The organism is Sphingobium sp. WR1 (genome assembly GCF_059693745.1).
The window spans coordinates 108,009-128,010 of record NZ_JCATID010000017.1 but is presented as its reverse complement, the minus strand read 5'-3'; the positions used below and the strand labels follow the sequence as shown (position 1 = coordinate 128,010).

The window sequence follows — 20,002 nt, the reverse complement described above, 5'->3', positions numbered from 1 at the left end:
ATTTCCGGCGTGGATGGAATGACTTGGCTCTTGGATTTTCCTGCCCCCTTTTGACGCTCAGGATGAAGGGCGCCGAAAATCCTATTCGACGATCCCCTGCGCCAGATAATGCCTGACGGCGGCAACCTGTTCCAATCGGAAGGCCGCAAAAGTGGCTCGGGGCGTCCCGACCAATATGCCCGCGCCGCCCAGCTCGACCGCTACGGCAAAGCCGTCCTCGTCTGTCACATCGTCGCCGATGAACAGGGGAACGCCGCCGCTCATGGGCGCGTCCTGCATCAGCGTCCGCACCGCGCTGCCCTTGTCCGCGCCGCCGGGCCGCAGCTCGTAGAGCATCTTGCCATGCTGGACGGTCAGGCCATGCTGCTTCGCGAGTTGTTCCGCAAGATTGCGCGAAGCCTCGCCCCATATCGGCGCGCCGCGGAAATGCAGGCCGACGCTGATCGACTTGCGCTCGACCAGCAGGCCGGGCTTGTCGTCGGCAAAGGCGTGGAGGGCGGCTTCGATCGCGTCGATCGCGCTCAGGCGGGGCGGGGCGTCAACGGGTTCGCCGGGGCGGGCGAATTCCAGCCCATGGGTGCCCGACAGCAGGAAATCGCCGAAGCCCAGATCGTGCAACGTGGCGATGGAGCGACCACTGATGATCGCCAGGCGCCCGCCCAGCCTATCGCGCAGCCCGGCGAGCGTCGACAGCAGGTCGTCGTTCACGTCCACCGCGTCGGGCGTATCGGCCAGCGGTGCCAAAGTCCCGTCGAAATCGAGGAATAGCGCGGCGTTCGCCAGCAACGCGACGGGGGGCGAGGGAAGGGCGGGCGGAGAGAGGAGTGTATCGGTCACGCCCCTAAGAGTGGCGTTCCTGACTGAAATCGCAACCCCACATCTTGCACCTGCGAAAGATTATTGTGATTGGCAGCGGCGATCCCGGACGGGGTGATCGGTCCAGGGGGATGCCCATTGGACGCGATGCAGGGCACGGAACGCCTGCATGATCCCGGTCAGAAACTGGTCGATGCCGCGATTGGCATGGTCGCGGCCGTCATTCCACAGCCGGTCATCATATTCGTCACGCATGACGCGATCCTTTCTCTATGAATCGGTGGTAAGGGAGCGGTGCGATGCTCGCGGACAGAGCAATGCCTCTTTTGCGTGCGCGGCGCCAACAAAAGGCTGGACCTTCCAGATAAGCTGACCTTATTGAAAGCCCATGTCCGTCCTGCCGCCGCTATCCGCCATCCGCGTCTTCGAAGCCGCCGCCAGGCTGGAAAATTTCACTGCTGCTGCGCAGGAACTGGGGATGACCCAGGCAGCGGTCAGTTATCAGGTGAAGCTGTTGGAGGAGCGGCTGGGCCTCAGCCTGTTCCAGCGCGTGGGGCGCAAGGTCGTGCTGACCGACAAGGGGCGGGAGATCGCGCCCATATTGACCCGCGCCTTCGACCTGATGCGGGACGGCTTTGCCGCGCTGACGCAGGATCATTCCGCGGTGCTGACGATCAGCTGCACCAACAGCTTCGCCCATCTCTGGCTGGCGCCCCGGATCGGCGCGTTCCAGATGCGGCATCCGCACCTCGCCGTGCGCATCCAGGCGGAAGATGCAGTGGTGGACCTCGCGCGTGACGGCATCGATCTGGCGATCCGCGGCGGCAAGGGGGAATGGCCGGGGCTGGAGGCGAAGCTGCTTACGCACAACCGCCTCGTGCCCATGTGCAGCCCCGCCTGGCTGGAGCAGCATGGACCCATTGCCGACGCTGAAGCGCTGCACGCCCGGCCGCGCCTTTCGCCCGACGACATGTGGTGGCATGAATGGTTTGCCGCCATGGGCGTAGCGGCCGATCCGGCGGACGGGCCGCCCGGCATCGCGCTCGATAGCCAGGTGATGGAAGGCCGCGCCGCCATCGCCGGGCAGGGGATCGCGATCCTCAATCATTTCCTGTGGAAGGCGGAGGTGGAGGCCGGGCTGCTGGTGGAGGCCGTGCCCTCCTATGTGCGCGAATTTGCCAGCTACTGGATCGTCTATCCGCCCCACGCGCGCAACACGCCCAAGATCAAGGCTTTCCGCGACTGGATCAGCGCGGAGTTCGCCGCCGAAATCGCAGCGGACCCGGAAGGGCGCTACTTGCCGCAATGACAAGCTATGCGTATATTCCTGCGCATGTTGAATGCGGGAGTGGACTGTGACCAGGCACGAGCGGATCGGTGCGCGCAAGCCGACCAACCTGTCGCTGGACAGCGCATTGGTTGAAGACGCCAGGGAATTGGGCATCAACCTTTCGCGCGCCTGCGAAGAGGCTTTGCGCAGGGAAATTGCGGCGGAACGGGGAAGGCGCTGGAAAGAAGAAAATGCGGCAGGGATCGCCGCCTCCAACGCCTATGTCGAGAAATATGGGTTGCCGCTCGAAAAATATCGGATGTTCTGATGGCGCGTTTCTGCGCGCATCGCTTGCCCGATGGCGCTTATGTCCTCGATTGCCAATCTGATCTGCTGGATCACCTGACCACGCGCTTCGTCGTTCCGCTGGTTCCGATCGCGCATGTCGAAACGCCGATGGCGCGACTTAATCCCCGTTTCGAAGTGGATCGCTCGGCAAGATCGTGAAGCCGCTCCATGACGAGCATTATGCCATCTCCGTCGCGCTCGATATGCTCATCACCGGCTTCTGAGCGAAACCGTTTCCGTTTCGTGCCGCGCCTGCTATCCCGCCCGTGATGACTGATTATCGCGACCCGTTCGACGCCATAAAGGATCACCCGTTCGACGATGCGCTGTCTGAGCGCTATCTCGTCTATGCCCTTTCGACCATCACCGCGCGTTCGCTGCCGGACCTGCGCGACGGGCTGAAGCCGGTGCATCGCCGCCTGCTCTGGGCGATGCGGCTCCTGCGCATGGAGCCGGGCGGCGCGAACCCGGACGTGCTGGTCGCCAATCCGGCGCGTAACACCACTGCCTACAAGAAATGCGCCCGCGTCGTCGGTGACGTCATCGGCAAATATCACCCGCATGGCGATGCATCGGTCTATGACGCGATGGTGCGCCTGGCGCAGGATTTTTCGCTGCGCACGCCGCTGGTCGACGGGCAGGGCAATTTCGGCAATATCGACGGCGATAATGCCGCAGCGATGCGCTACACCGAGGCGCGCCTCACCCAGGCTGCGGCCGATCTGATGGCGGGCCTCGACGAAGGCACGGTCGATTTCCGCCCCACTTATAATGGCGAGGATGAGGAGCCGGAGGTTTTCCCCGGCCTCTTCCCCAACCTGCTCGCCAATGGCGCCAGCGGCATCGCGGTCGGCATGGCGACCAGCATCCCGCCGCACAATGTCGCCGAACTGATCGATGCCGCCAATCTGCTGATCGACGATCCCGATGCCGATCATGCCGCGCTGATGCAGATCGTGCAGGGACCGGATTTCCCGACCGGCGGCGTGCTGGTCGACAGCCCCTCGATCATCTCCGAAGCCTATGCGACGGGTCGCGGCGCCTTCCGCACGCGGGCGCGCTGGCACAAGGAGGATAATGGACGCGGCACCTGGGTCGCGGTCGTCACGCAAATCCCCTATCAGGTCCAGAAATCCAAGCTGATTGAGCAGATCGCCGCGCTCATCAACGACAGGAAGCTGCCGATCCTGGCCGATGTGCGCGACGAATCCGACGCGGAAATCCGCATCGTCATCGAACCGCGCGCCCGGACGGTAGACGAACAGGTGCTGATGGACAGCCTGTTTCGCCTGACCGACCTTGAAAACCGCTTCCCGCTCAATCTCAACGTGCTGGATTCGACCCGGACTCCGCGCGTTCTCGGCCTCAAGCCGCTGCTGATCGAATGGCTCAAGCACCAGATCGACGTGCTGGTCCGCCGTGCCCGGCATCGGCTGGACAAGATCGCCAATCGGCTGGAACTGCTCGACGGCTATATCATCGCCTATCTCAACCTCGACCGGGTGATCGAGATCATCCGCACCGAGGATGAGCCGAAAGAAGTGATGATGGCCGAGTTCGGCCTGACCGACCGGCAGGCGGAGGCGATCCTCAACATGCGGCTGCGCTCGTTGCGCAAGCTGGAGGAGATGGAACTGCGCCGCGAGCATGGCGAACTGCTCAAGGAAAAGGACGAGCTGGAAAAGCTGGTTGAAAGCCCGGCTCGTCAACGCACCCGCCTCAAGAAGGATCTGGCCGCGCTGCGCAAGCGCTATGGGCCGGAAACCGATCTGGGCCGCCGCCGCTCGCTGGTGGAAGAGGCCGCGCCAGCCCGCGAAATCCCGTTGGAGGCGATGATCGAGCGCGAGCCGATCACCGTGATCCTGTCCGAACGCGGCTGGATTCGGGCGATGAGCGGCCATCGCGATCTCGCCGCCGCCGATACGCTCAAGTTCAAGGAAGGCGATGGCCCGCAATATGCCTTCCATGCCTATACAACCGACAAGCTGTTGATGGCGACATCGACCGGGCGCATCTATACGCTGGCGTCGGACAAGCTGCCGGGCGGGCGCGGCTTCGGCGATCCGGTGCGATCGCTGGTGGATATGGACAATGAGGGCGCGATCGTCGCGCTGATGCCGGCCAGGGTCGGCAGCGACCTGTTGTTCGCTTCTTCGGATGGCCGTGGTTTCATCGCGGCGGTCGGCGACATCATTGCCGAAACGCGCAAGGGCAAGCAGGTCGTCAACATCCGCTCCGGCAGCAGACTCAGCGTCGTCCATCCGGTTTCGCCCGAAGCGGACAGCATCGCGGTGATCGGTGAGAATCGCAAATTGCTGGTCTTCTCCATCGCGGAGATGCCGAAGATGGCGCGCGGGCAGGGCGTCCAGTTGCAGCGCTATCGCGACGGCGGCCTGTCCGACGCCATCGCCTTCCGCCTGGCCGATGGCCTTAGCTGGGCCATGGGCGGCGAATCGGGGCGCGTTCGCACGGAAGCCGACATGACCCCGTGGAAAGTGGCGCGCGGAGCCGCGGGCCGTATGCCGCCGACCGGTTTTCCGCGCGATAACCGCTTTTGATTGATCGCAAATCTAAAAGACGTTTCCAGAAAATTTACCGCTTCCGGTTAGGGCGGACGCATGGAATCCATGTCCGCACGCAACTGGCCGGTCAAAAAGACCAGCGGCGAGCCTCCGTGCGGGGACGAAGGCGCGCATCCCGCAGGGCTGGATGTCGGCCAATGGCTGGCGGCGCTGCCGCAGTCGGCCGGGATATTATCCTACAAGCCCGAGGGCCTGTCGGTGGTGGCGGGCAATGATCGCTTCCGCAGGAGAATGGACCTCTATCGGGCGCGCACCGGTGGCAATATTGAAAATGACGAGGGGTGGCTGGAGCGGATCGCCGCTTTCGTCGAATCGGGCCAGGAAACGGTCAATTTCGAAACCCGCCGGGACGGCAATCTGGGGCCGGAATATTTCATGTGCACGCTCGGCCGCCTGCCGCCGATCGAGGGAGACGCGGCCTGGGTTCTGCTGACGGTGACGGATCGCACGACCGAGCGCGCGATCGAGAAGAATCTGCGGCGGGAACTTCTGTCCGACGGTTTGACCGCCTTGCCCAACCGCACGGGCTTCGGCGAGGAAATCGATGACCGGCTGAAAAATAATATCTGGCCCCAACATGCGCAGTTCGGGATCATCGCGATCGACCTCAGCCGCTTCAGTCGGGTGAATGAGTCGCTGGGCCCGATGGCTGGCGACGAACTTCTCATCACCGTCGCCAAGCGGTTGAAGTCGAGCCTGCGACAGGGCGATGTGCTGGCGCGGATCGGTGGCAATGACTTTGCCATTTTCGCACGTCTTAACAACGGCTTATCTGATGCTCTTCATATCGTTCAGCGGATCAAGGAGGCGATGAGTTCGCCGATCCGCCTGAGCGGTCTGCAAATCCGCGTCGATTGCGCGATCGGCTGCGCGCTGTCGATCAATCTTCAGGAAGATCCCGACGACGTGGTGCGCAAGGCGCAGGCGGCCGTGAAGATCGCCAAGCGCAGCGGCAAGGTCGAAATCTATCGCAACGGCGTGCTCAGGGAAGCGCAGCGGCGTTTCTCCATCGAGAGCCGCCTGCGTGATGCGCTGGCGCAGGGTGGGCTGGCGCTGGCCTATCAGCCGCTCATCCATCTCCACACCGGCGAAATCACCGGTTTCGAAGCGCTGGCGCGTTGGGACGACGAGGAACTGGGCCGGGTGTCGCCGGTCGAGTTTATCGCGGTCGCGGAAGAAAGCGGCCTCATCACGTCGCTGGGACGCTGGGCGGCCTATGAGGCGGCGCAGGCGCTGTCGCGCTGGGACGCGAAATTCGGCCAGCCGCTGCCCGTGGGCGTCAACGTCAACCTTTCGCCGATCCAGATGGCGCGCGACGATGTGGCGTCGATGTTTGAGGAAGCGTTGCGCTATTCGGGTGTCAGCGGCGACCGGCTGACAGCCGAACTTACCGAGAGCGCGATCATCGCGGATCCCGAAAAGGCGCGTAAACTATTGTTTGCACTTAAGGATTTGCAGATGTCGATCGCGATGGACGATTTCGGCACCGGTTTTTCCAATCTGGCGAGCCTGCACAGCCTGCCGATCGATATCCTCAAGATCGACCGTAGTTTCGTGTCCTCGATGCTGGAGGATCGCGACAAGGCGGTGATCGTGCGCACCATCCTGTCCTTGGCGGAGTCGCTGAACCTCAGGGTCACGGCCGAGGGGATCGAGACGCAGGATCTGGCCCATGCGCTCCAGAAGATGGGGTGCTGGCAGGGGCAGGGCTATCATTTCGCGCGGCCGATGAGCGAAGGCGACGCCTTCGACTATTGGCGCGCGCGCTGGAATTTCGAAACGATCTGATCGGTCAGTTCGGCGACGCGCGCCGCATCGGGGAAATCCTCCGCCACCCAGAGCTTCTGCACCTCCTGGAGCGCCTTTGCCACATTGGGGCCCGGTTCCAGCCCGCGTGCGATCAACGTGCCGCCGCCGATCGGCAGGACGGGCGGGGTCCATCCGTCGAGCGGGTCCAGCGCCTGAAGCGGCTGGTCGGGATCGAGCAGCAGCCGGTCGACCGCGCCCTCCATGCCCACGCGATAGGCAAGTGCGCGTGGCGGTTCACCGTCGATTCCCGGCTCCAGCGCGACGATCAACCGCTTGCGCGCTTTGTTGGAAAGTTTGAGCCGCGCGCCGACCTGATCGGCCAGCACAGGGTCGGCCGGCAACAGCGCGGCGAGGCGGCGCAGCCCGGATGCGACGATGCCGCTCTCCGCCTCACGGGCGATCAGCCGTTCGACCCGGTCGATCCCGTCCATCCGCACCTCGGGCAGGACCGGCAGCAATATGCCCCCTTCGACCATCAGCCGCAGCGCATGGATCGGCGCGGCGACGCCCAGCAGCTTGAGCAGTTCGTCGGCGATCCGCTCGCGCGACAGCGCCATCAGGCTGTTGGCGGCGTTGACGCACGCATCATAGGCGTGATTGTCCAGTTCGTTGTCGCCATAGCGCGCCAGAAAGCGGAAATAGCGCAGGATGCGCAGATGATCCTCCGCGATCCGGGCGGATGCGTCGCCGATGAAGCGCAGGCGGCGCGCCTTCAGATCGGCGATGCCGCCGAAATAATCGCTGATCTTGCCGGTCATCGGATCGGCATAAAGGGCGTTGATGGTGAAGTCGCGCCGCGCGGCGTCCTCGCGCCAGTCGTCGGTATAGGCGATGGTGGCGCGGCGGCCATCGGTGCTGACATCGCGGCGCAGGGTGGTGATCTCCACCGGCCCGTCGGGCAGGACGGCGGTGATGGTGCCATGGTCGATGCCGGTCGGCACCGCCTTGATCCCGGCCGCCTTCAGCCGGTCGACCACATCATGCGGGTCGAGCGACGTCGCTATGTCGAGGTCGTTGACGGGAAGGTCCAGCAATCCGTCGCGCACCGCGCCCCCCACGAAGCGCGCCTTGCCGTCCGCCGCGTCCAGCGCGGCCAGCAGGCCATCCAGGCCGGGACGGTGACGCCAGTCGGCGTCAGGCAGCAAGACGGTCATGACCCAGCCTTCGGGAAAGATTGGCGAGAATTGCGGCGGTGATTCCCCAGATACGACGGCCCTGCCAAAGAATTTCATAATATTGCCGCGCCGCGCCGGCGAACTCGATTTCGTGTCGTATCCTGTTGGCGGGGTCGAGCGCATAGGCGAGCGGCAACTCGAACCAGCTTGCGACTTCCCCCTCCTGCGCGCGCAGCGGCAGGTCGGGCGGGATGACGCCCAGCACCGGCACGATGTCGAATCCGGTGAAGGTATGATAGCGGTCCGACGTGCCGATGACCTGCACCTGGCTGGGCGGCAGCGCGATTTCCTCCTGCGCCTCGCGCAGCGCGCCGGCGATTTCATCGGCATCGCCTTCATCCACCCGGCCGCCGGGAAAGGCGATCTGGCCGGCATGTTTGCGCAGGGAGGAGGCGCGCTCGGTCAGGATCAGGCCCGGTTCGGGCCGGTCGGTGATCGCGACCAGCACGGCAGCGGGCGCCAGCGCCATCTCGCCTTCGATCCGGGGATCGCGCGTGTCCGACAGGGGCAGCAATTCCTCCCGGCGATGCCCCTCCTGCAACGCGATGCGCAACCGCTCCGCCAGCGTCATTGCGCACCGTCCAGCGGGAAGAAGGCGCCGTCGCTCCACAGGCCGATGCGTTCTCCGCCTTCGTCGAGCGCCAGGTTCATCAACTCATAATAGACGCTGCGCGCGATCAGCGCTTCCAGCCCGCCGCGCACATGCAGATAGGGATGGGGGCCATCGGGTGTCTCGCGCAGGGTCAGCGCATTGTCAGGCCCGGCGGTCACAAGGTCGCCCGCATTGAGGCGGAAGACCAGCGTGCGACCGCGGCCGTCGTCCTCGGTCTTCAACTCCACCGCCACGAAGGGCGCGTCCTCCACCTCGATATCCAGCTTCTCGACCGGCGTGACCAGCACATGGCTGCCATCAGGCTCGCGCCGCAATATGCTGGAGAAGAGCCGCACCATCGTCTCGCGCCCGATCGGCGACCCCTGGTGGAACCAGGTGCCGTCGCGGGCGATGCGCATCTCGCTGTCCCCGCAATGGTCGGGGTTCCATTTCTCCACCGGCGGCAGCCGCTTTTCGGCCAGAAGGCGTGCTATATCGGTAAGCGACAGGGTGGACAGGTCGGGCAATGGCTCCATCGGCATGAGGCGGAGATAGGAGCGTCCTTGCCCGAAGGCAAAGGAGTAATTCAGGCCGCGACGGCGATACGGGGCGCCAACATGCCCACGCCGTCTACCGCCCGGCCGTCGACCGACAAGGCGAGGAGGCGACGCTTCTCGAACGGGCCGGGCGCGTCCCAACCGCTCGTGCCCTCGGCGGTAAAGCCCCAGAAACGGCCATAATATTCGGGATCGCCGATCATCATCAACGGTTCGGTGCGCAGCGTCCGGGCCGCGGCCACCACCGCCTCCATCATCGCGCGACCATGGCCGCCATTCTGGTGGGCAGGATCGACCGCGACCGGCCCGACCATGATGAGCGGGATCTGGCTCCCGTCGGTCTGCGTCAATGCCACGGGCCAGCTTTGCAGCGATCCGATTAGCGCGCCGTCCGCCCCCACCACGGCAAAAGAGAGGGCAGGAAGCCAGGACATGCCGTCGCGAATCTTATAGGCGGTGCGGCTATGACGATCGGAGCCGAAGGCCGCGTCGAGCAGTCGCTCGATCGCCGCTTCGGGCTGACTGTCCAGGGGAAGAATATCAGACACGTCTTGCCGTTCCGCCATCAATGGCGCATGGGGCAGCGCCGGAGCGGCGGGCTTTAGCGTCCGCGCCGCAAAATGAAAGACTAAATAGGCCCCGCCTGACCGCAGGATATGGGCCGCATGTGGCAAGGCTATGCAGACTGGATTTGACGATTTTCTGACGCTGGAGGTCAATAATCTCCATGTCGACATACTGACCGGCATCTATTCGGAGGAGACGCATCTCCCCCAGCCGCTGCGCATTTCCATCCGCGCGCGCCTGCGAATCGCCGATCATTATGATCCGTCTACGCCGCTCTCCCGGTCTAAAAACTATATGGACCTGAAACATGCCGCGTCGACCGCGCTGCCCGCAGGTGTGCATTTCACCCTGATCGAGGCGGTGGCCGATCATATCATCGACACCATCTTCCTTCAGGACGACAAGGTCAGCCATGTCGAGGTGAAGATCGTCAAGCTGGCGCTCAGCGAGCGCGGCGAGGAAATCGGCATCACGCTCGGCCGCGGCCGGAAGTAACTCCCGAACCCACCGTTCGCTTCGAGCGAAGTCGAGAAGCCTTTCTCGACACGCTCGAACCGATCGCAGTTCCCTTATCCCTTCTTGACCAGCCCTATCTCGATCAGCCGTTCGGTCAGATAGTCATGCGCGCTGATCGGCGCATCCCGGCGCGGATTCTCGTCGGTCACGCATTGCGGCAGCGCGTCGATCATGAAATCGGGACGCAGATGCAGAAAGAAGGGCATGGAATAGCGCGAATGGCCGCGCCGTTCCGGTGGCGGATTGACCACGCGATGGCTGGTGGAAGGCAGCATATGGTTGGTCAGGCGCTGCAGCATGTCGCCCACATTGATCGCCAGCGCCCCTGGCGGCGGCACCACCGGCAGCCAGTTGCCGCCCCGATCCTTCAGTTCCAGCCCGCCTTCCTCCGCGCCCAGCAACAGGGTGATGAGGTTGATATCCTCATGCGCGCCCGCGCGGATGCCGGGGGCTTCGGGCGACACCGGCGGATAATGGAGCAGGCGCAGGATCGAATTGCCATTCTGGATCGGACCGTCGAACCAGCGTTCCGGCAGGCCGAGATAGAGGGCGATCGCCGACAGCAATTCCGCGCCGACGCGATCGAACTCACGATAGAGTTTCGCGAAGACCGGCTCAAACTCGGGCATTTCGGCGGGCCAGACATTGGGCGGCATGGTTTCGGCGAGCGGATCGCCGTCGGGCAGGTCGCGGCCGACATGCCAGAATTCCTTCAGGTCATTCTCGCTCGCACCCTTGGCGATTTCCGTGCCGAATGCGGTGTAACCGCGCTGGCCGCCATTGACCTTGGCGTTGTAGCGCTGCTTCACATCCTCGGGCAGTTCGAAAAAGCGGCGAGCGAGCGCCCAGCCTTCATCGACCAGCTTCTGGTCCATGCCATGGTCCTTCACCATGGCGAAACCGAAGCGTTGGAAGGATTCGCCAAAGGCCCGGGCGAAATCAGCCTTGGGCATTTCCGCCATGGACAGGACGGGCACCTGTTCCAGCACCGTTTGCGACACGTTCCATTCTCCAGATCTTGAAAAGGGCTTCCAGCCATATGGGGCCGCCCGCACATGGCCGCATCCTTGATCGCGCCGGGCCGCTGTTGCAAGAAGGCAAAATGAACTATTGGCTGATGAAATCGGAACCCGACGTCTTTTCCTATGACGACCTGGTCAAAAAGGGGAAAGCCGAATGGGACGGCGTGCGCAACCATGCGGCGCAGCTGCATATGAAGGCGATGCGGAAGGGCGACCTCTCGCTCTTCTACCACAGCAATATCGGCATCGAGGCGGTCGGCATCATGACAATCGTCGAGGAAGCCGCGCCTGACAGCACGGACGAGACGGGCAAATGGATCGCAGTCCATGTCGCCCCGCACGAAAAGCTGGAAAAGCCGGTGACGCTGAAGGCGATGAAGGCCGATTCGGCGCTGGCGGATATGGTGATGCTGCGCCAATCGCGCCTTTCTGTCTCACCGCTGACGAAACAGCAGTTCGACCATATCATTGCCATGTCAAAAGCTTAGGACAGGCGAGGGAATATGATTGCACAGGATGCAATCATAGCGTCATTTTTTGCGATTGTCGTTTTGCCGCGGCGCACCATATGGCGGCGGCAACAGAATAAGAAATATAGAACAGAGGTGTTTGATCGGCATTCACAAGGAGTTTACCCATGCGAATGCTGTCGAAGTTCATTGTCGCCGGCGCCCTGAGCGTCATCGCCGCCACTGCTGTCCAGGCCGAGGAAGCCGCTCCCAAGCAGCGCTTCACCCATGAAGGCTACACCTATGTCTATCAGGTGAAGGACACCAAGAGCGGCAAGATGATTTCGGGCCGTCGTTTCCCCGACGCCGTCGCCTTCAACCTGGCCGTCAAGAATGGCAAGGTTTCCGGCATGTCGGGTGGCCAGCCGGTCGCCTTCAAGGTTGAAGAAGCCCGCGGCGCCGCTTCGGAATAATTCTCCGGCGTTTCTGCAAAAAAGGGGCGGCATCCCGTCGGGATGCCGCCCCTTTTTTCATGGGCTGAACGGGAGCGGGCGTCGATCGGGATCGGCGTCCGCTCGACCGATCAGCGGCAGCGACGCTTGCTGTCGATTTCCTTGCCGAGCAGCGCGCCGCCGGCTGCGCCCAGGATGGTGCCGGTGGCGCGGTCGCCCCGGGTATCGATCGCGCGGCCCACCAGCGCGCCGCCGACGCCGCCGACGATCAGGCCGGTCGTGCCGTTCGACTTGCGGCAGTACATGCGACCGTCACGGCCACGCCATTCCTTGTAGCGATAATTTTTGCGGGCCTGGGCGCCGTCGGTCGGCACCGCCATGGAAACGGGAACGGCCAGCGAAACGGCGGCCAGGGCGAGCAGGGCTTTACGCATGAGTATCTCCTCCAGATAGCGTGATTTGTCGCTTCAACCCGTTCATATTGATCGAGGTTGCATGAACCTCCGACAACAATCTAAACTGCTGTTTCTCAAGAAATAATATTTGAGGCAAGGCGATGCGCGCGAACGATGAGCGGGATGGACGGGCATTGATCCAGGCGCTGGAACTGGCGCCTCATCCCGAAGGCGGGTGGTATCGCGAGACGTGGCGTGCTGCCGCCGCGCCGGGCGAGCGGGCGGGCGGCACCGCGATCCTTTTCCTGCTGGAGGCGCATGAACGGTCGCACTGGCACCGGGTCGACGCCGACGAACATTGGTTCTGGCATGGGGGCGCGCCGCTCATCCTGTCGGTCGCTGCAGAAGGGAAGGCAGCGCGCGATCTGCTGCTTGGGCCGGACGTGCTGGCGGGGCAAATGCCGCAGGGCTGGGTGCCGGCCCATCATTGGCAGGCCGCCACCCCGCAGGGCGGGTGGACGCTGGTCAGTTGCACGGTAACGCCGGGCTTTGATTTTTCTGGCTTTACCCTGGCTTCACCGGATTGGAATCCGCCCGCCTGACGGCCGCGCCAGACTTATCCACAATTATCCACAGATTTGCGGAAAAATCTGTCACGAATCTGTCCGATTTCGCTTTGAACGACTCGCGGATGGTGAGACGATCCCTTTATCGAGACGAAGGACACAGAGCAATCTGGTTCCAGTAATGGATGAGAAATCAGACATTTAAAGTCGTATCGATGGTTCGCCGGCAGGCAAGGTTCGCACGGACGTAGCCAACGCTGACGGATGGTTCATTTGAAGCCGCTGCCGGGTACGCGCGAAAGTGAACGTCGGGCATCGAGGACAGATGAGCAGCATCAGGATTGAGGCCCCTGGCCAAAGCCTGAAGCACAACCGGAGCAACGCCTCTTCCAGAGGATGGTGCGAAGGATACGCCGGGCCGATGATCGCATCCTGCAAAGGACGCGGATCGCTAGACCTGACGGAAGTGGGGACCGGCAGAAATGCCGGCCCCCATTTTGCGTTCGGGGTGGGCATTTGTGCTTGGAAATGGTGCCGGATGAGGGGATCGAACCCCCGACCTTCGGTTTACAAAACCCCCTATCTGGTTCCGGTTACGCCGGAATACGGGGGTTTTGCTGGTCGCTTTGTGCGATCTTGACTCGGGATTCCGTGCTTCGAATCGGTTCACAGGTGCGTGGTGCACCTATGGGCGGTGGTTGCTCTTCACATCGAACGAAACGGCCCCGAACGCGAGTGACATCGCGCCGGGGCCTTCACACGATGTTGGAGCATCGCATGACTGAGGTCATCATATATCACGGCACCCCGCTAACGCCACGGGCCGCATTAAATTCCATCATGCCTGTTCAAGCCTGATATTCGATTTGTCTGACATGCACGCCAAGTTGCCGCGTGTCGCCTGACTGAGGATTGACCCTCGCAGGCACAACCGGGTCACATTCGATCACCAGATGATCAGCTTTCTCAGCAGCATCGATTGATACAATGGCGCGCTGGCCAGGAAGAAGAACGGTAGACACTTCCGCATCCCCATAGCGGAAAGTAGCCAGTCGCTCGATTGTGTGATGGTTCGTCACATGAATGTCCAGCGCGCTGAAGCCCTCGCGGGTGTGAAGCGCGACTGATGCACGCCCCTTGGTCCAGCGCCCGCCGGAATCGGCCGAGTGCCAGCCATCGTCGAGTAGATCGTCGGATGCGCTGGACGCTAACTCGATCGGGAGCGTGGAGCGCTCGAAGACAAAACCCCGGTCAAACTCCGACATGCCGTGCATATGCTGCCCGCGGAAACCATGTCGCTTGAACACGTCGAGGATGAACGGGTCGGTGAATCCTAGCTCAAACCAGTTTCTGCGACGAATGACGGCTACGGTTGGCGCGTCAAGGCGAAGGCCCCAAGGGTACGGAATAGCCGGGCTTGGCCCAGAATGGATCGGCTCTCCCGCGAGTATGACTCGTCCGCTCGGTGACAGCAGCCGCTTCACATTGCGAAGCAGCTTGGGAATGTCGGAGCAGTGGTGGAAACTTTCGAAAAAATATATCAAGTCGTACTGCTGGCCCTCGCGCGGCGTACCGCCGAACTCCATGTTGAACGGCGTCAGGGGCACTTTATAAAAATCGGCCTGACTTTGGACGAAATCGCAGAACTCTGGTGCGATGTCGACCGTATCAACATGGACGCCTAGTCGCGCCAAATTCAGAGCGATCAACCCATACCCTGCGCCATACTCGAGTGCCCACTGGCCGGCGCGTAGATTGCTATTGGCGAGGATAGCGCCTGCCCCGCGAATATGGTTTCCAGCATCCTTGACCGCTCCTTCATGACGCCAGCGATAATAGCCGGGGTGCCTGATAACGTCGTGGGTGCTCTCGACCATCAGTTCGTCGAGCTCCGGTTTGTAGTCGCGTTCTTCGCCCGCGATCGCCTTCCAAAGGCGCATTTGCTGATCATAGTATTCTGGCGAGAAAGGATCCAAATCCGGAATAAACCAATCCGGAAGGGCGAGTGTCAAACCCTTTACTTCATCCCAAGCGGTGTCCCGCCCCATCCCAGAGAAGAAAATTGTGGAAATGCGATCAATATCGTCGAGCGAAAAGAAGGACATGCAGCCTGAGAACCCCCGTTAGATCCGCCACACATCGGGCAATGGTTGGCCATCGGTCAAGCAGAAAGGCTATTCGCCAGCGCAGAGCCGGTCCCATCTGGCGTTGTGCTGGCTCATGGCCCACAAATAGAGCGTTATACCGGCGACGATCAGGACGAGGATGGCGAGGGCGAATTGAGCGCCCACTGCCCCGCGTATTTACTCCCTAGCCTCATTAACCAGCTTCTCGCACCGCTCGAAAATCTCGATGGTGGTGGACAGCCGGTCAGAGGCCTTCTCAAGCTGCCCCGACTGCGCAACGAATGCACTGGCCCACGCCTTGGCCGCTTCCTCCCAATTGCTTCCCGCGTCTGGAATATCAGCGCCCGCGACAGGAACCTTGTAGGCGTCAGGGATGAGGCTTGAGCACCTGGCAGGCGGCAGACTGAGAATAGGCTTTCTGCTGGCACACCCGCAAAGCGACAGCGCGACGAACAGCATCAGGGTCTTGCGCATTTCCAACTTCCTCTTGTGCGGCGGCCGTAGCGGCGTCGATCGCGGTTTCAGCTTGCGCCTGTGTCAGCACTTCATTGACAGCACCACTTGCCGCGTTCGCCAGAGCCTCGCTGGAGCGCGTTGTCTGCTCTGCCTGATCCCTGGCGCCATCATCCGAGCAGAAGGCCAGAGACAGAATCACAGCGCCAAGAATGGCTATGGCATATCAAGCTGTTCCTGCAACTGGCAGTCGGCACCGGCGCGCGCACCAATGCATTGCTGGATCTGACATGGGATCGGGTCGACTTTGATCGAAACGTCATCATTCTGAACCCGCATGAGCGGGTGCAGACGAGTAAATACCGGGCGACCGTGCCAATGAATGGCCAGCTTCGCGCGGCGCTTGAGGAGGCTCAGAATGGTGCCCTGTCGGACTATGTGATCGAGCATGGCAGGGAAAGGGTTGCTTCAATCAAGAACGGCTTCAGGGCCGCATCGCGTAGGGCTGGGCTGACAGCCACCCCACACATGATGAGGCACAGCGCTGCCGTGTGGATGGCAGAGGCAAACACGCCATTTTCTCAGATTGCTCAGTTCCTTGGCCATACTGACAGTCGAATCACTGAGCGTGTTTATGGAAGATTTTCGCCGTCGTTTCTCGCGAACGCGGCTGAAGCCTTGACTTGGTGAAGGTTCAAGCGCACCTTCGAACCATGATGTGAAGAGGGCTAAAAGCCCGGAAATGCTGGTGCCGGATGAGGGGATCGAACCCCCGACCTTCGGTTTACAAAACCGCTGCACTACCGCTGTGCTAATCCGGCGCACCGTTTCGAGTTCGACGCCCTTACTATCAGATCACGCCGAAGGTCCAGCCCTCAGTTCGCGCGATTTGCGTCGTCAGCTGTGGTGGTGTCCAAAGTTCGGAACGCAGCGCCGCTTTTCGCATCCAGGCGGCGGTCACGATCGCGTCCGCGCCATGATCGTCGGGCATGGAGCCGGCATATCCTCGCGACCCCAAAGTCTCCAGCGCCGCGTTCAGCGCAGCAGGATCACGCATCTTGCTGCGCCCCTTGGGCCGGCCGGCGGCGCGCGCGGCGATGCTGGTATAGATTTCGACGATCAGCGATCCGGTGGCGGGCACGGGATCGAACGGCCACACCGGCACATGGGCGCATACCTGATTCAGCATCCGCATCCCGGCAAAGCTCGCCTTGGCGACTTGCGCAGCGCCGATCGCGTCATAGACGGTCGACGGCTTGCCGCCGCCGCCCGCATTATAGTGCGCCTCGCAAGCGCGATTATGCATGAATCCGGCCTTCACCCCGTCCGCCTTGCCGAAATAGAAATGGCGGCGATGGGCGACCTCCAGCAGGCTCGCCGCGCCCAGATCCGGGTCATCGCAAATGGCCTCGACATAGGCCCAGAAGGCCGGGCCATCCTCCGGCGCCGGGTCGCCGGGCAGATAGGCGCCGCGCGAGACGAAGGGGGGCGCAAAGCTGAAGTCAAAGCCGAACAGGGTGGGCGCCTGAGCGGCCGCTTCGAGCAGCCAGCCGGCGACGCCCTGCCGCGACCAGATGCCGCCCGGTGCCGGGACAAGGCGCGGAGCCGCGTCTCCCGTCTCGCAAAGGGCCACGGCGATCCCCTTGTGCCGCATCCCCTTGGCCCCGGACCAGTCGATCGCGGCGAAGCGCGCGAACCGGGGGGTCACGCGGCCCCGCGCTCCTTCCGCAGCCTGTTCCAATAGGCGATGCGCTCGGCGATGCGGGCCTCGAACCCGCGATCGGTGGGGCTGTAGAAGGTCTGCGGCGTCATCTCTTCCGGCCAATAATTGGCGCCGGAAAAGCCCTGATCCGCGTCATGATCATATTGGTAGCCCTTGCCATAGCCGACCTGCTTCATCAGCTTGGTCGGGGCGTTGACGATGTTCATGGGCGGCATCAGCGATCCGGTGTCGCGCGCCGATTTGAAGGACGCCTTCATCGCCATATAGGCCGCATTCGACTTGGGCGCGGTCGCGCAATAGAGGCAGGCCTGCACGATCGCCATTTCCCCTTCGGGACTGCCGAGAAATTCATAGGCGTCCTTGGCGGCCAGGCACTGGACCACCGCCTGCGGATCGGCAAGGCCGATATCCTCGGTCGCGAAACGGACCAGACGGCGCAGCACATAGAGCGGTTCCTCTCCCGCCGTCAGCATCCGCGCCATATAATAAAGTGCAGCCTGCGGGTCGGACCCGCGCAGCGACTTATGCAGCGCGGAAATGAGGTTGTAATGCCCCTCCCGATCCTTGTCATAGACGGCGACGCGGCGGTGGAGGAGGGCGGACAGGCCCGCCGGATCGAGCGGCGCCGCTATGTCGATCGAATAGAGGGTTTCGACCTGGTTGAGCAGGAAGCGGCCGTCCCCGTCCGCGCTGGCGAGCAGAGCCTCGCGCGCCGCTGTGTCGAGGGGCAGGGGGCGCTCGGTCAACGCCTCGGCCCGGTCCAGCAATGCTTCCAGCGCGGCCGCATCCAGCCGCCGCAGGATCAGCACCTGCGCGCGCGACAGGAGGGCCGCGTTCAACTCGAAACTGGGATTTTCCGTGGTCGCGCCGACCAGAGTGACCGTCCCATCCTCGACGAAGGGCAGGAAACCATCCTGTTGCGCGCGGTTGAAGCGATGGATTTCGTCAACGAAGAGCAACGTCTTTTCGCCACGCCTTGCATGGTCTTTCGCGGCAGCGAACAGCTTCTTTAGATCGGCGACCCCGGAAAAGACGGCGGAGATGGGCTCGAAGCGCATCGCCACGGCGTCGGCCAGCAGGCGCGAAATGGTCGTCTTGCCGGTGCCGGGCGGCCCCCAGAAGATAATCGAGGAGAGGCGGCCCGCCGCCACCATCCGGCCGATCGCGCCGTCGGGACCGGTCAGATGCTCCTGCCCCACGACATCGGCCAGCGTGCGCGGGCGCAGCCGGTCGGCGAGCGGGGCAATATCTGCCGGCGCGTCGGTGGAGGGCAGGTCGTCGGGAGCGAAAAGGTCGGCCATTACGCCCGATATAGGGTGGCAGAGCCGATCAGGGAACAGGGCTGGAACGCGGCACCATGCCCTGCGCGCGCTGGCGGATGACGCGCAGATAGGTGTCGACCAGCGCCTGGTTGACCTGGTCCCAGCCATTGCGCTCGGCGCGCGCCTGCGCCGCCTGGCCGGCGGCGGCGCGCGCTGGCCTATCTTCGCAATAGTGCTGGAGCGCGTCGGCGAAGTCGCCGATCGCGCCGGGCCGGATCAGTCGGCCGGTGACGCCTTCGGTGACAAGGCTTTCGCTGCCCGTCGCCCGCGCGGCCACGGTCGGCAGGCCGCACGCCATCGCTTCCAGCGTCACATTGCCGAAGGTTTCCGTGACGGAGGGGTTGAACAGCATGTCCATGCTGGCGACCGCGCGGCCCAGTTCCGGCCCCATCTGGAAACCGGTGAAGGCCGCCTGCGGCAGCCGGTTCTGGAACCATTCGCGCGCGGGGCCTTCGCCCACGACCAGCACTTTGTGCGACACATGCCGCTCGGTCAGCCGGTCGATCGTGTCGGAAAAGACGTCCAGCCCCTTTTCCATCACCAGCCGTCCGATGAAGCCGATGACGGGCACGTCGTCGGCAATGCCCAGCGATCGCCGCCAGCCAAGGTCGCGGCGTTCCGGGTTGAATATCTCCCGGTCGATGCCGCGGGTCCAGATGCCGACGTCATAGCTCATCCGCTGTTCGCGCAGCAGCTGTGCCATTGATTCGGACGGCGCCACGATCGCGTCACAACGGCGATAGAATCGGCGAAGGAGCGATTCGATCAGCGGCTCCAGAAAAGCGAGGCCATAATAGCGCGGATAGGTTTCGAACCTTGTGTGGACCGACGCGACGGTGGGCAGGCCATGGTCGCGCGCCCAGCTGACCGCCCGGTGGCAAAGCGGATCGGGGCTGGCCACATGGACCAGATTGGGCCGGAAGGTTCTGAGATCGCGGCGCAGCGCTGCCGACAGCCGATAGGGCACGCGATATTCCTTGCGTCCCGGCACGGCGAAGGACGGGGCGCTGACAAGGTCGCCGGCCGGTTCGAAGGCGGGCGTGCTGGTGGTTGGCGAATAGACGCGCACGGTCGCGCCCTGCTTCAGCAGATAGTTGACGAAGCGGTTGAGCGCCTGGTTCGCGCCATCCCGAACATAATTATAATTGCCGCTGAACAGGGCGACGCGAAGGCCGGATGCATCCATCGGCGCCCCTTAGCCCAAGAGTGACGAAAACCCAAGGGAACCAGTCAAACCCTTGGGAATTCTGCCTTCGCGGGGC

The 20,002-nt window shown here is 63.1% G+C and carries 23 protein-coding genes and 1 tRNA gene; 10 read left to right on the top strand and 14 right to left on the bottom strand.

Annotated features, from left to right (window positions below; translation table 11 throughout):
- Positions 1–81 precede the first annotated feature (81 nt).
- Complete coding sequence (gene otsB, locus AC58EF_RS18885; protein ID WP_497277903.1) at positions 82–837, bottom strand: trehalose-phosphatase; 756 nt, start codon at positions 835–837, stop codon at positions 82–84.
- Positions 838–897: 60 nt separating this feature from the next.
- Positions 898–1,071: a hypothetical protein gene (locus AC58EF_RS18880; protein ID WP_497277902.1), complete on the bottom strand. Its 174-nt coding sequence runs from the start codon at positions 1,069–1,071 to the stop codon at positions 898–900.
- Positions 1,072–1,204: 133 nt separating this feature from the next.
- Here AC58EF_RS18880 and AC58EF_RS18875 point away from each other — a divergent pair, with 133 nt between their 5' ends.
- The 5 genes from AC58EF_RS18875 (at position 1,205) to AC58EF_RS18855 (ending at position 6,804) form a co-directional block, all read left to right on the top strand.
- Positions 1,205–2,125, top strand: coding sequence for a LysR substrate-binding domain-containing protein (locus tag AC58EF_RS18875; protein WP_497277901.1), 921 nt, complete (start codon positions 1,205–1,207; stop codon positions 2,123–2,125).
- A 31-nt stretch (positions 2,126–2,156) separates the two neighbouring features.
- Complete coding sequence (locus tag AC58EF_RS18870; RefSeq protein WP_497277900.1) at positions 2,157–2,414, top strand: type II toxin-antitoxin system CcdA family antitoxin; 258 nt, start codon at positions 2,157–2,159, stop codon at positions 2,412–2,414.
- Positions 2,414–2,593, top strand: coding sequence for a CcdB family protein (locus AC58EF_RS18865; RefSeq protein WP_497277899.1), 180 nt, complete (start codon positions 2,414–2,416; stop codon positions 2,591–2,593). Before AC58EF_RS18870 ends, AC58EF_RS18865 begins: the two co-directional genes overlap by 1 nt.
- Before the next feature lie 110 nt (positions 2,594–2,703).
- Positions 2,704–4,992: a DNA topoisomerase IV subunit A gene (gene parC / locus AC58EF_RS18860; RefSeq protein WP_497277897.1), complete on the top strand. Its 2,289-nt coding sequence runs from the start codon at positions 2,704–2,706 to the stop codon at positions 4,990–4,992.
- 60 nt (positions 4,993–5,052) lie between these two features.
- Positions 5,053–6,804 carry a putative bifunctional diguanylate cyclase/phosphodiesterase gene (locus AC58EF_RS18855; RefSeq protein WP_497277896.1) on the top strand — a complete coding sequence of 584 codons (1,752 nt, stop codon included), beginning with the start codon at positions 5,053–5,055 and terminating at the stop codon, positions 6,802–6,804.
- Here AC58EF_RS18855 and AC58EF_RS18850 read toward each other — a convergent pair.
- From AC58EF_RS18850 to AC58EF_RS18835, 4 genes are read right to left on the bottom strand one after another with little or no spacing between them, the layout of a single operon-like run.
- A complete protein-coding gene (locus tag AC58EF_RS18850) occupies positions 6,768–7,979 on the bottom strand; it encodes a CCA tRNA nucleotidyltransferase (RefSeq protein ID WP_497277894.1) in 1,212 nt (403 codons plus the stop codon). The genes AC58EF_RS18855 and AC58EF_RS18850 overlap by 37 nt on opposite strands.
- On the bottom strand, positions 7,960–8,571 hold the full coding sequence (locus AC58EF_RS18845) for a CoA pyrophosphatase (RefSeq protein ID WP_497277893.1): 612 nt from the start codon (positions 8,569–8,571) through the stop codon (positions 7,960–7,962). Before AC58EF_RS18845 ends, AC58EF_RS18850 begins: the two co-directional genes overlap by 20 nt.
- Entirely contained in the window at positions 8,568–9,134 is a 567-nt protein-coding gene (locus tag AC58EF_RS18840; protein ID WP_497277891.1) for a DUF1285 domain-containing protein, read from the bottom strand. The genes AC58EF_RS18845 and AC58EF_RS18840 overlap by 4 nt, the downstream gene beginning before the upstream one ends.
- A gap of 44 nt (positions 9,135–9,178) precedes the next feature.
- Positions 9,179–9,715, bottom strand: a complete 537-nt coding sequence (locus AC58EF_RS18835) for a GNAT family N-acetyltransferase (RefSeq protein ID WP_497277890.1) — start codon at positions 9,713–9,715, stop codon at positions 9,179–9,181.
- A 112-nt stretch (positions 9,716–9,827) separates the two neighbouring features.
- On the opposite strand from AC58EF_RS18835, the gene AC58EF_RS18830 reads away from it, so the two are divergent.
- Entirely contained in the window at positions 9,828–10,211 is a 384-nt protein-coding gene (locus AC58EF_RS18830; protein WP_497277889.1) for a dihydroneopterin aldolase, read from the top strand.
- A 74-nt stretch (positions 10,212–10,285) separates the two neighbouring features.
- On the opposite strand, the gene AC58EF_RS18825 is transcribed toward AC58EF_RS18830, so the two are convergent.
- The gene (locus AC58EF_RS18825; RefSeq protein WP_497277888.1) at positions 10,286–11,233 is read right to left on the bottom strand and encodes an isopenicillin N synthase family dioxygenase; all 948 of its coding nucleotides are present in this window, start codon (positions 11,231–11,233) and stop codon (positions 10,286–10,288) included.
- Between the two features lie 101 nt (positions 11,234–11,334).
- Between AC58EF_RS18825 and AC58EF_RS18820 the strand changes: the two genes are divergently transcribed.
- Both AC58EF_RS18820 and AC58EF_RS18815 read left to right on the top strand, forming a co-directional pair.
- Positions 11,335–11,742: an EVE domain-containing protein gene (locus AC58EF_RS18820; protein WP_497277887.1), complete on the top strand. Its 408-nt coding sequence runs from the start codon at positions 11,335–11,337 to the stop codon at positions 11,740–11,742.
- A gap of 155 nt (positions 11,743–11,897) precedes the next feature.
- Positions 11,898–12,176: a hypothetical protein gene (locus tag AC58EF_RS18815; RefSeq protein WP_497277917.1), complete on the top strand. Its 279-nt coding sequence runs from the start codon at positions 11,898–11,900 to the stop codon at positions 12,174–12,176.
- Between the two features lie 110 nt (positions 12,177–12,286).
- Here AC58EF_RS18815 and AC58EF_RS18810 read toward each other — a convergent pair whose 3' ends face one another.
- Positions 12,287–12,589, bottom strand: coding sequence for a glycine zipper 2TM domain-containing protein (locus tag AC58EF_RS18810; RefSeq protein ID WP_497277886.1), 303 nt, complete (start codon positions 12,587–12,589; stop codon positions 12,287–12,289).
- A gap of 122 nt (positions 12,590–12,711) precedes the next feature.
- Between AC58EF_RS18810 and AC58EF_RS18805 the strand changes: the two genes are divergently transcribed.
- Positions 12,712–13,152, top strand: a complete 441-nt coding sequence (locus tag AC58EF_RS18805; RefSeq protein WP_497277885.1) for a cupin domain-containing protein — start codon at positions 12,712–12,714, stop codon at positions 13,150–13,152.
- Between the two features lie 812 nt (positions 13,153–13,964).
- Here AC58EF_RS18805 and AC58EF_RS18800 read toward each other — a convergent pair.
- Positions 13,965–15,221 (bottom strand): class I SAM-dependent methyltransferase, encoded by a 1,257-nt coding sequence (locus AC58EF_RS18800; RefSeq protein ID WP_497277884.1) that lies wholly within the window; start codon positions 15,219–15,221, stop codon positions 13,965–13,967.
- Between the two features lie 198 nt (positions 15,222–15,419).
- A complete protein-coding gene (locus tag AC58EF_RS18795; protein ID WP_497277883.1) occupies positions 15,420–15,716 on the bottom strand; it encodes a hypothetical protein in 297 nt (98 codons plus the stop codon).
- Between the two features lie 120 nt (positions 15,717–15,836).
- Between AC58EF_RS18795 and AC58EF_RS18790 the strand changes: the two genes are divergently transcribed.
- On the top strand, positions 15,837–16,385 hold the full coding sequence (locus tag AC58EF_RS18790; RefSeq protein ID WP_497277882.1) for a tyrosine-type recombinase/integrase: 549 nt from the start codon (positions 15,837–15,839) through the stop codon (positions 16,383–16,385).
- A 56-nt stretch (positions 16,386–16,441) separates the two neighbouring features.
- Here the strand turns inward: AC58EF_RS18790 and AC58EF_RS18785 are convergent.
- From AC58EF_RS18785 to AC58EF_RS18770, 4 genes are all read right to left on the bottom strand, one after another.
- Positions 16,442–16,516: transfer RNA gene (locus tag AC58EF_RS18785), tRNA-Thr, on the bottom strand.
- A gap of 29 nt (positions 16,517–16,545) precedes the next feature.
- Complete coding sequence (locus AC58EF_RS18780; RefSeq protein ID WP_497277880.1) at positions 16,546–17,403, bottom strand: hypothetical protein; 858 nt, start codon at positions 17,401–17,403, stop codon at positions 16,546–16,548.
- Positions 17,400–18,719 (bottom strand): replication-associated recombination protein A, encoded by a 1,320-nt coding sequence (locus tag AC58EF_RS18775; protein ID WP_497277879.1) that lies wholly within the window; start codon positions 18,717–18,719, stop codon positions 17,400–17,402. Before AC58EF_RS18775 ends, AC58EF_RS18780 begins: the two co-directional genes overlap by 4 nt.
- A gap of 28 nt (positions 18,720–18,747) precedes the next feature.
- Entirely contained in the window at positions 18,748–19,926 is a 1,179-nt protein-coding gene (locus tag AC58EF_RS18770) for a glycosyltransferase family 4 protein (RefSeq protein WP_497277878.1), read from the bottom strand.
- Between the last annotated feature and the right edge of the window lie 76 nt (positions 19,927–20,002).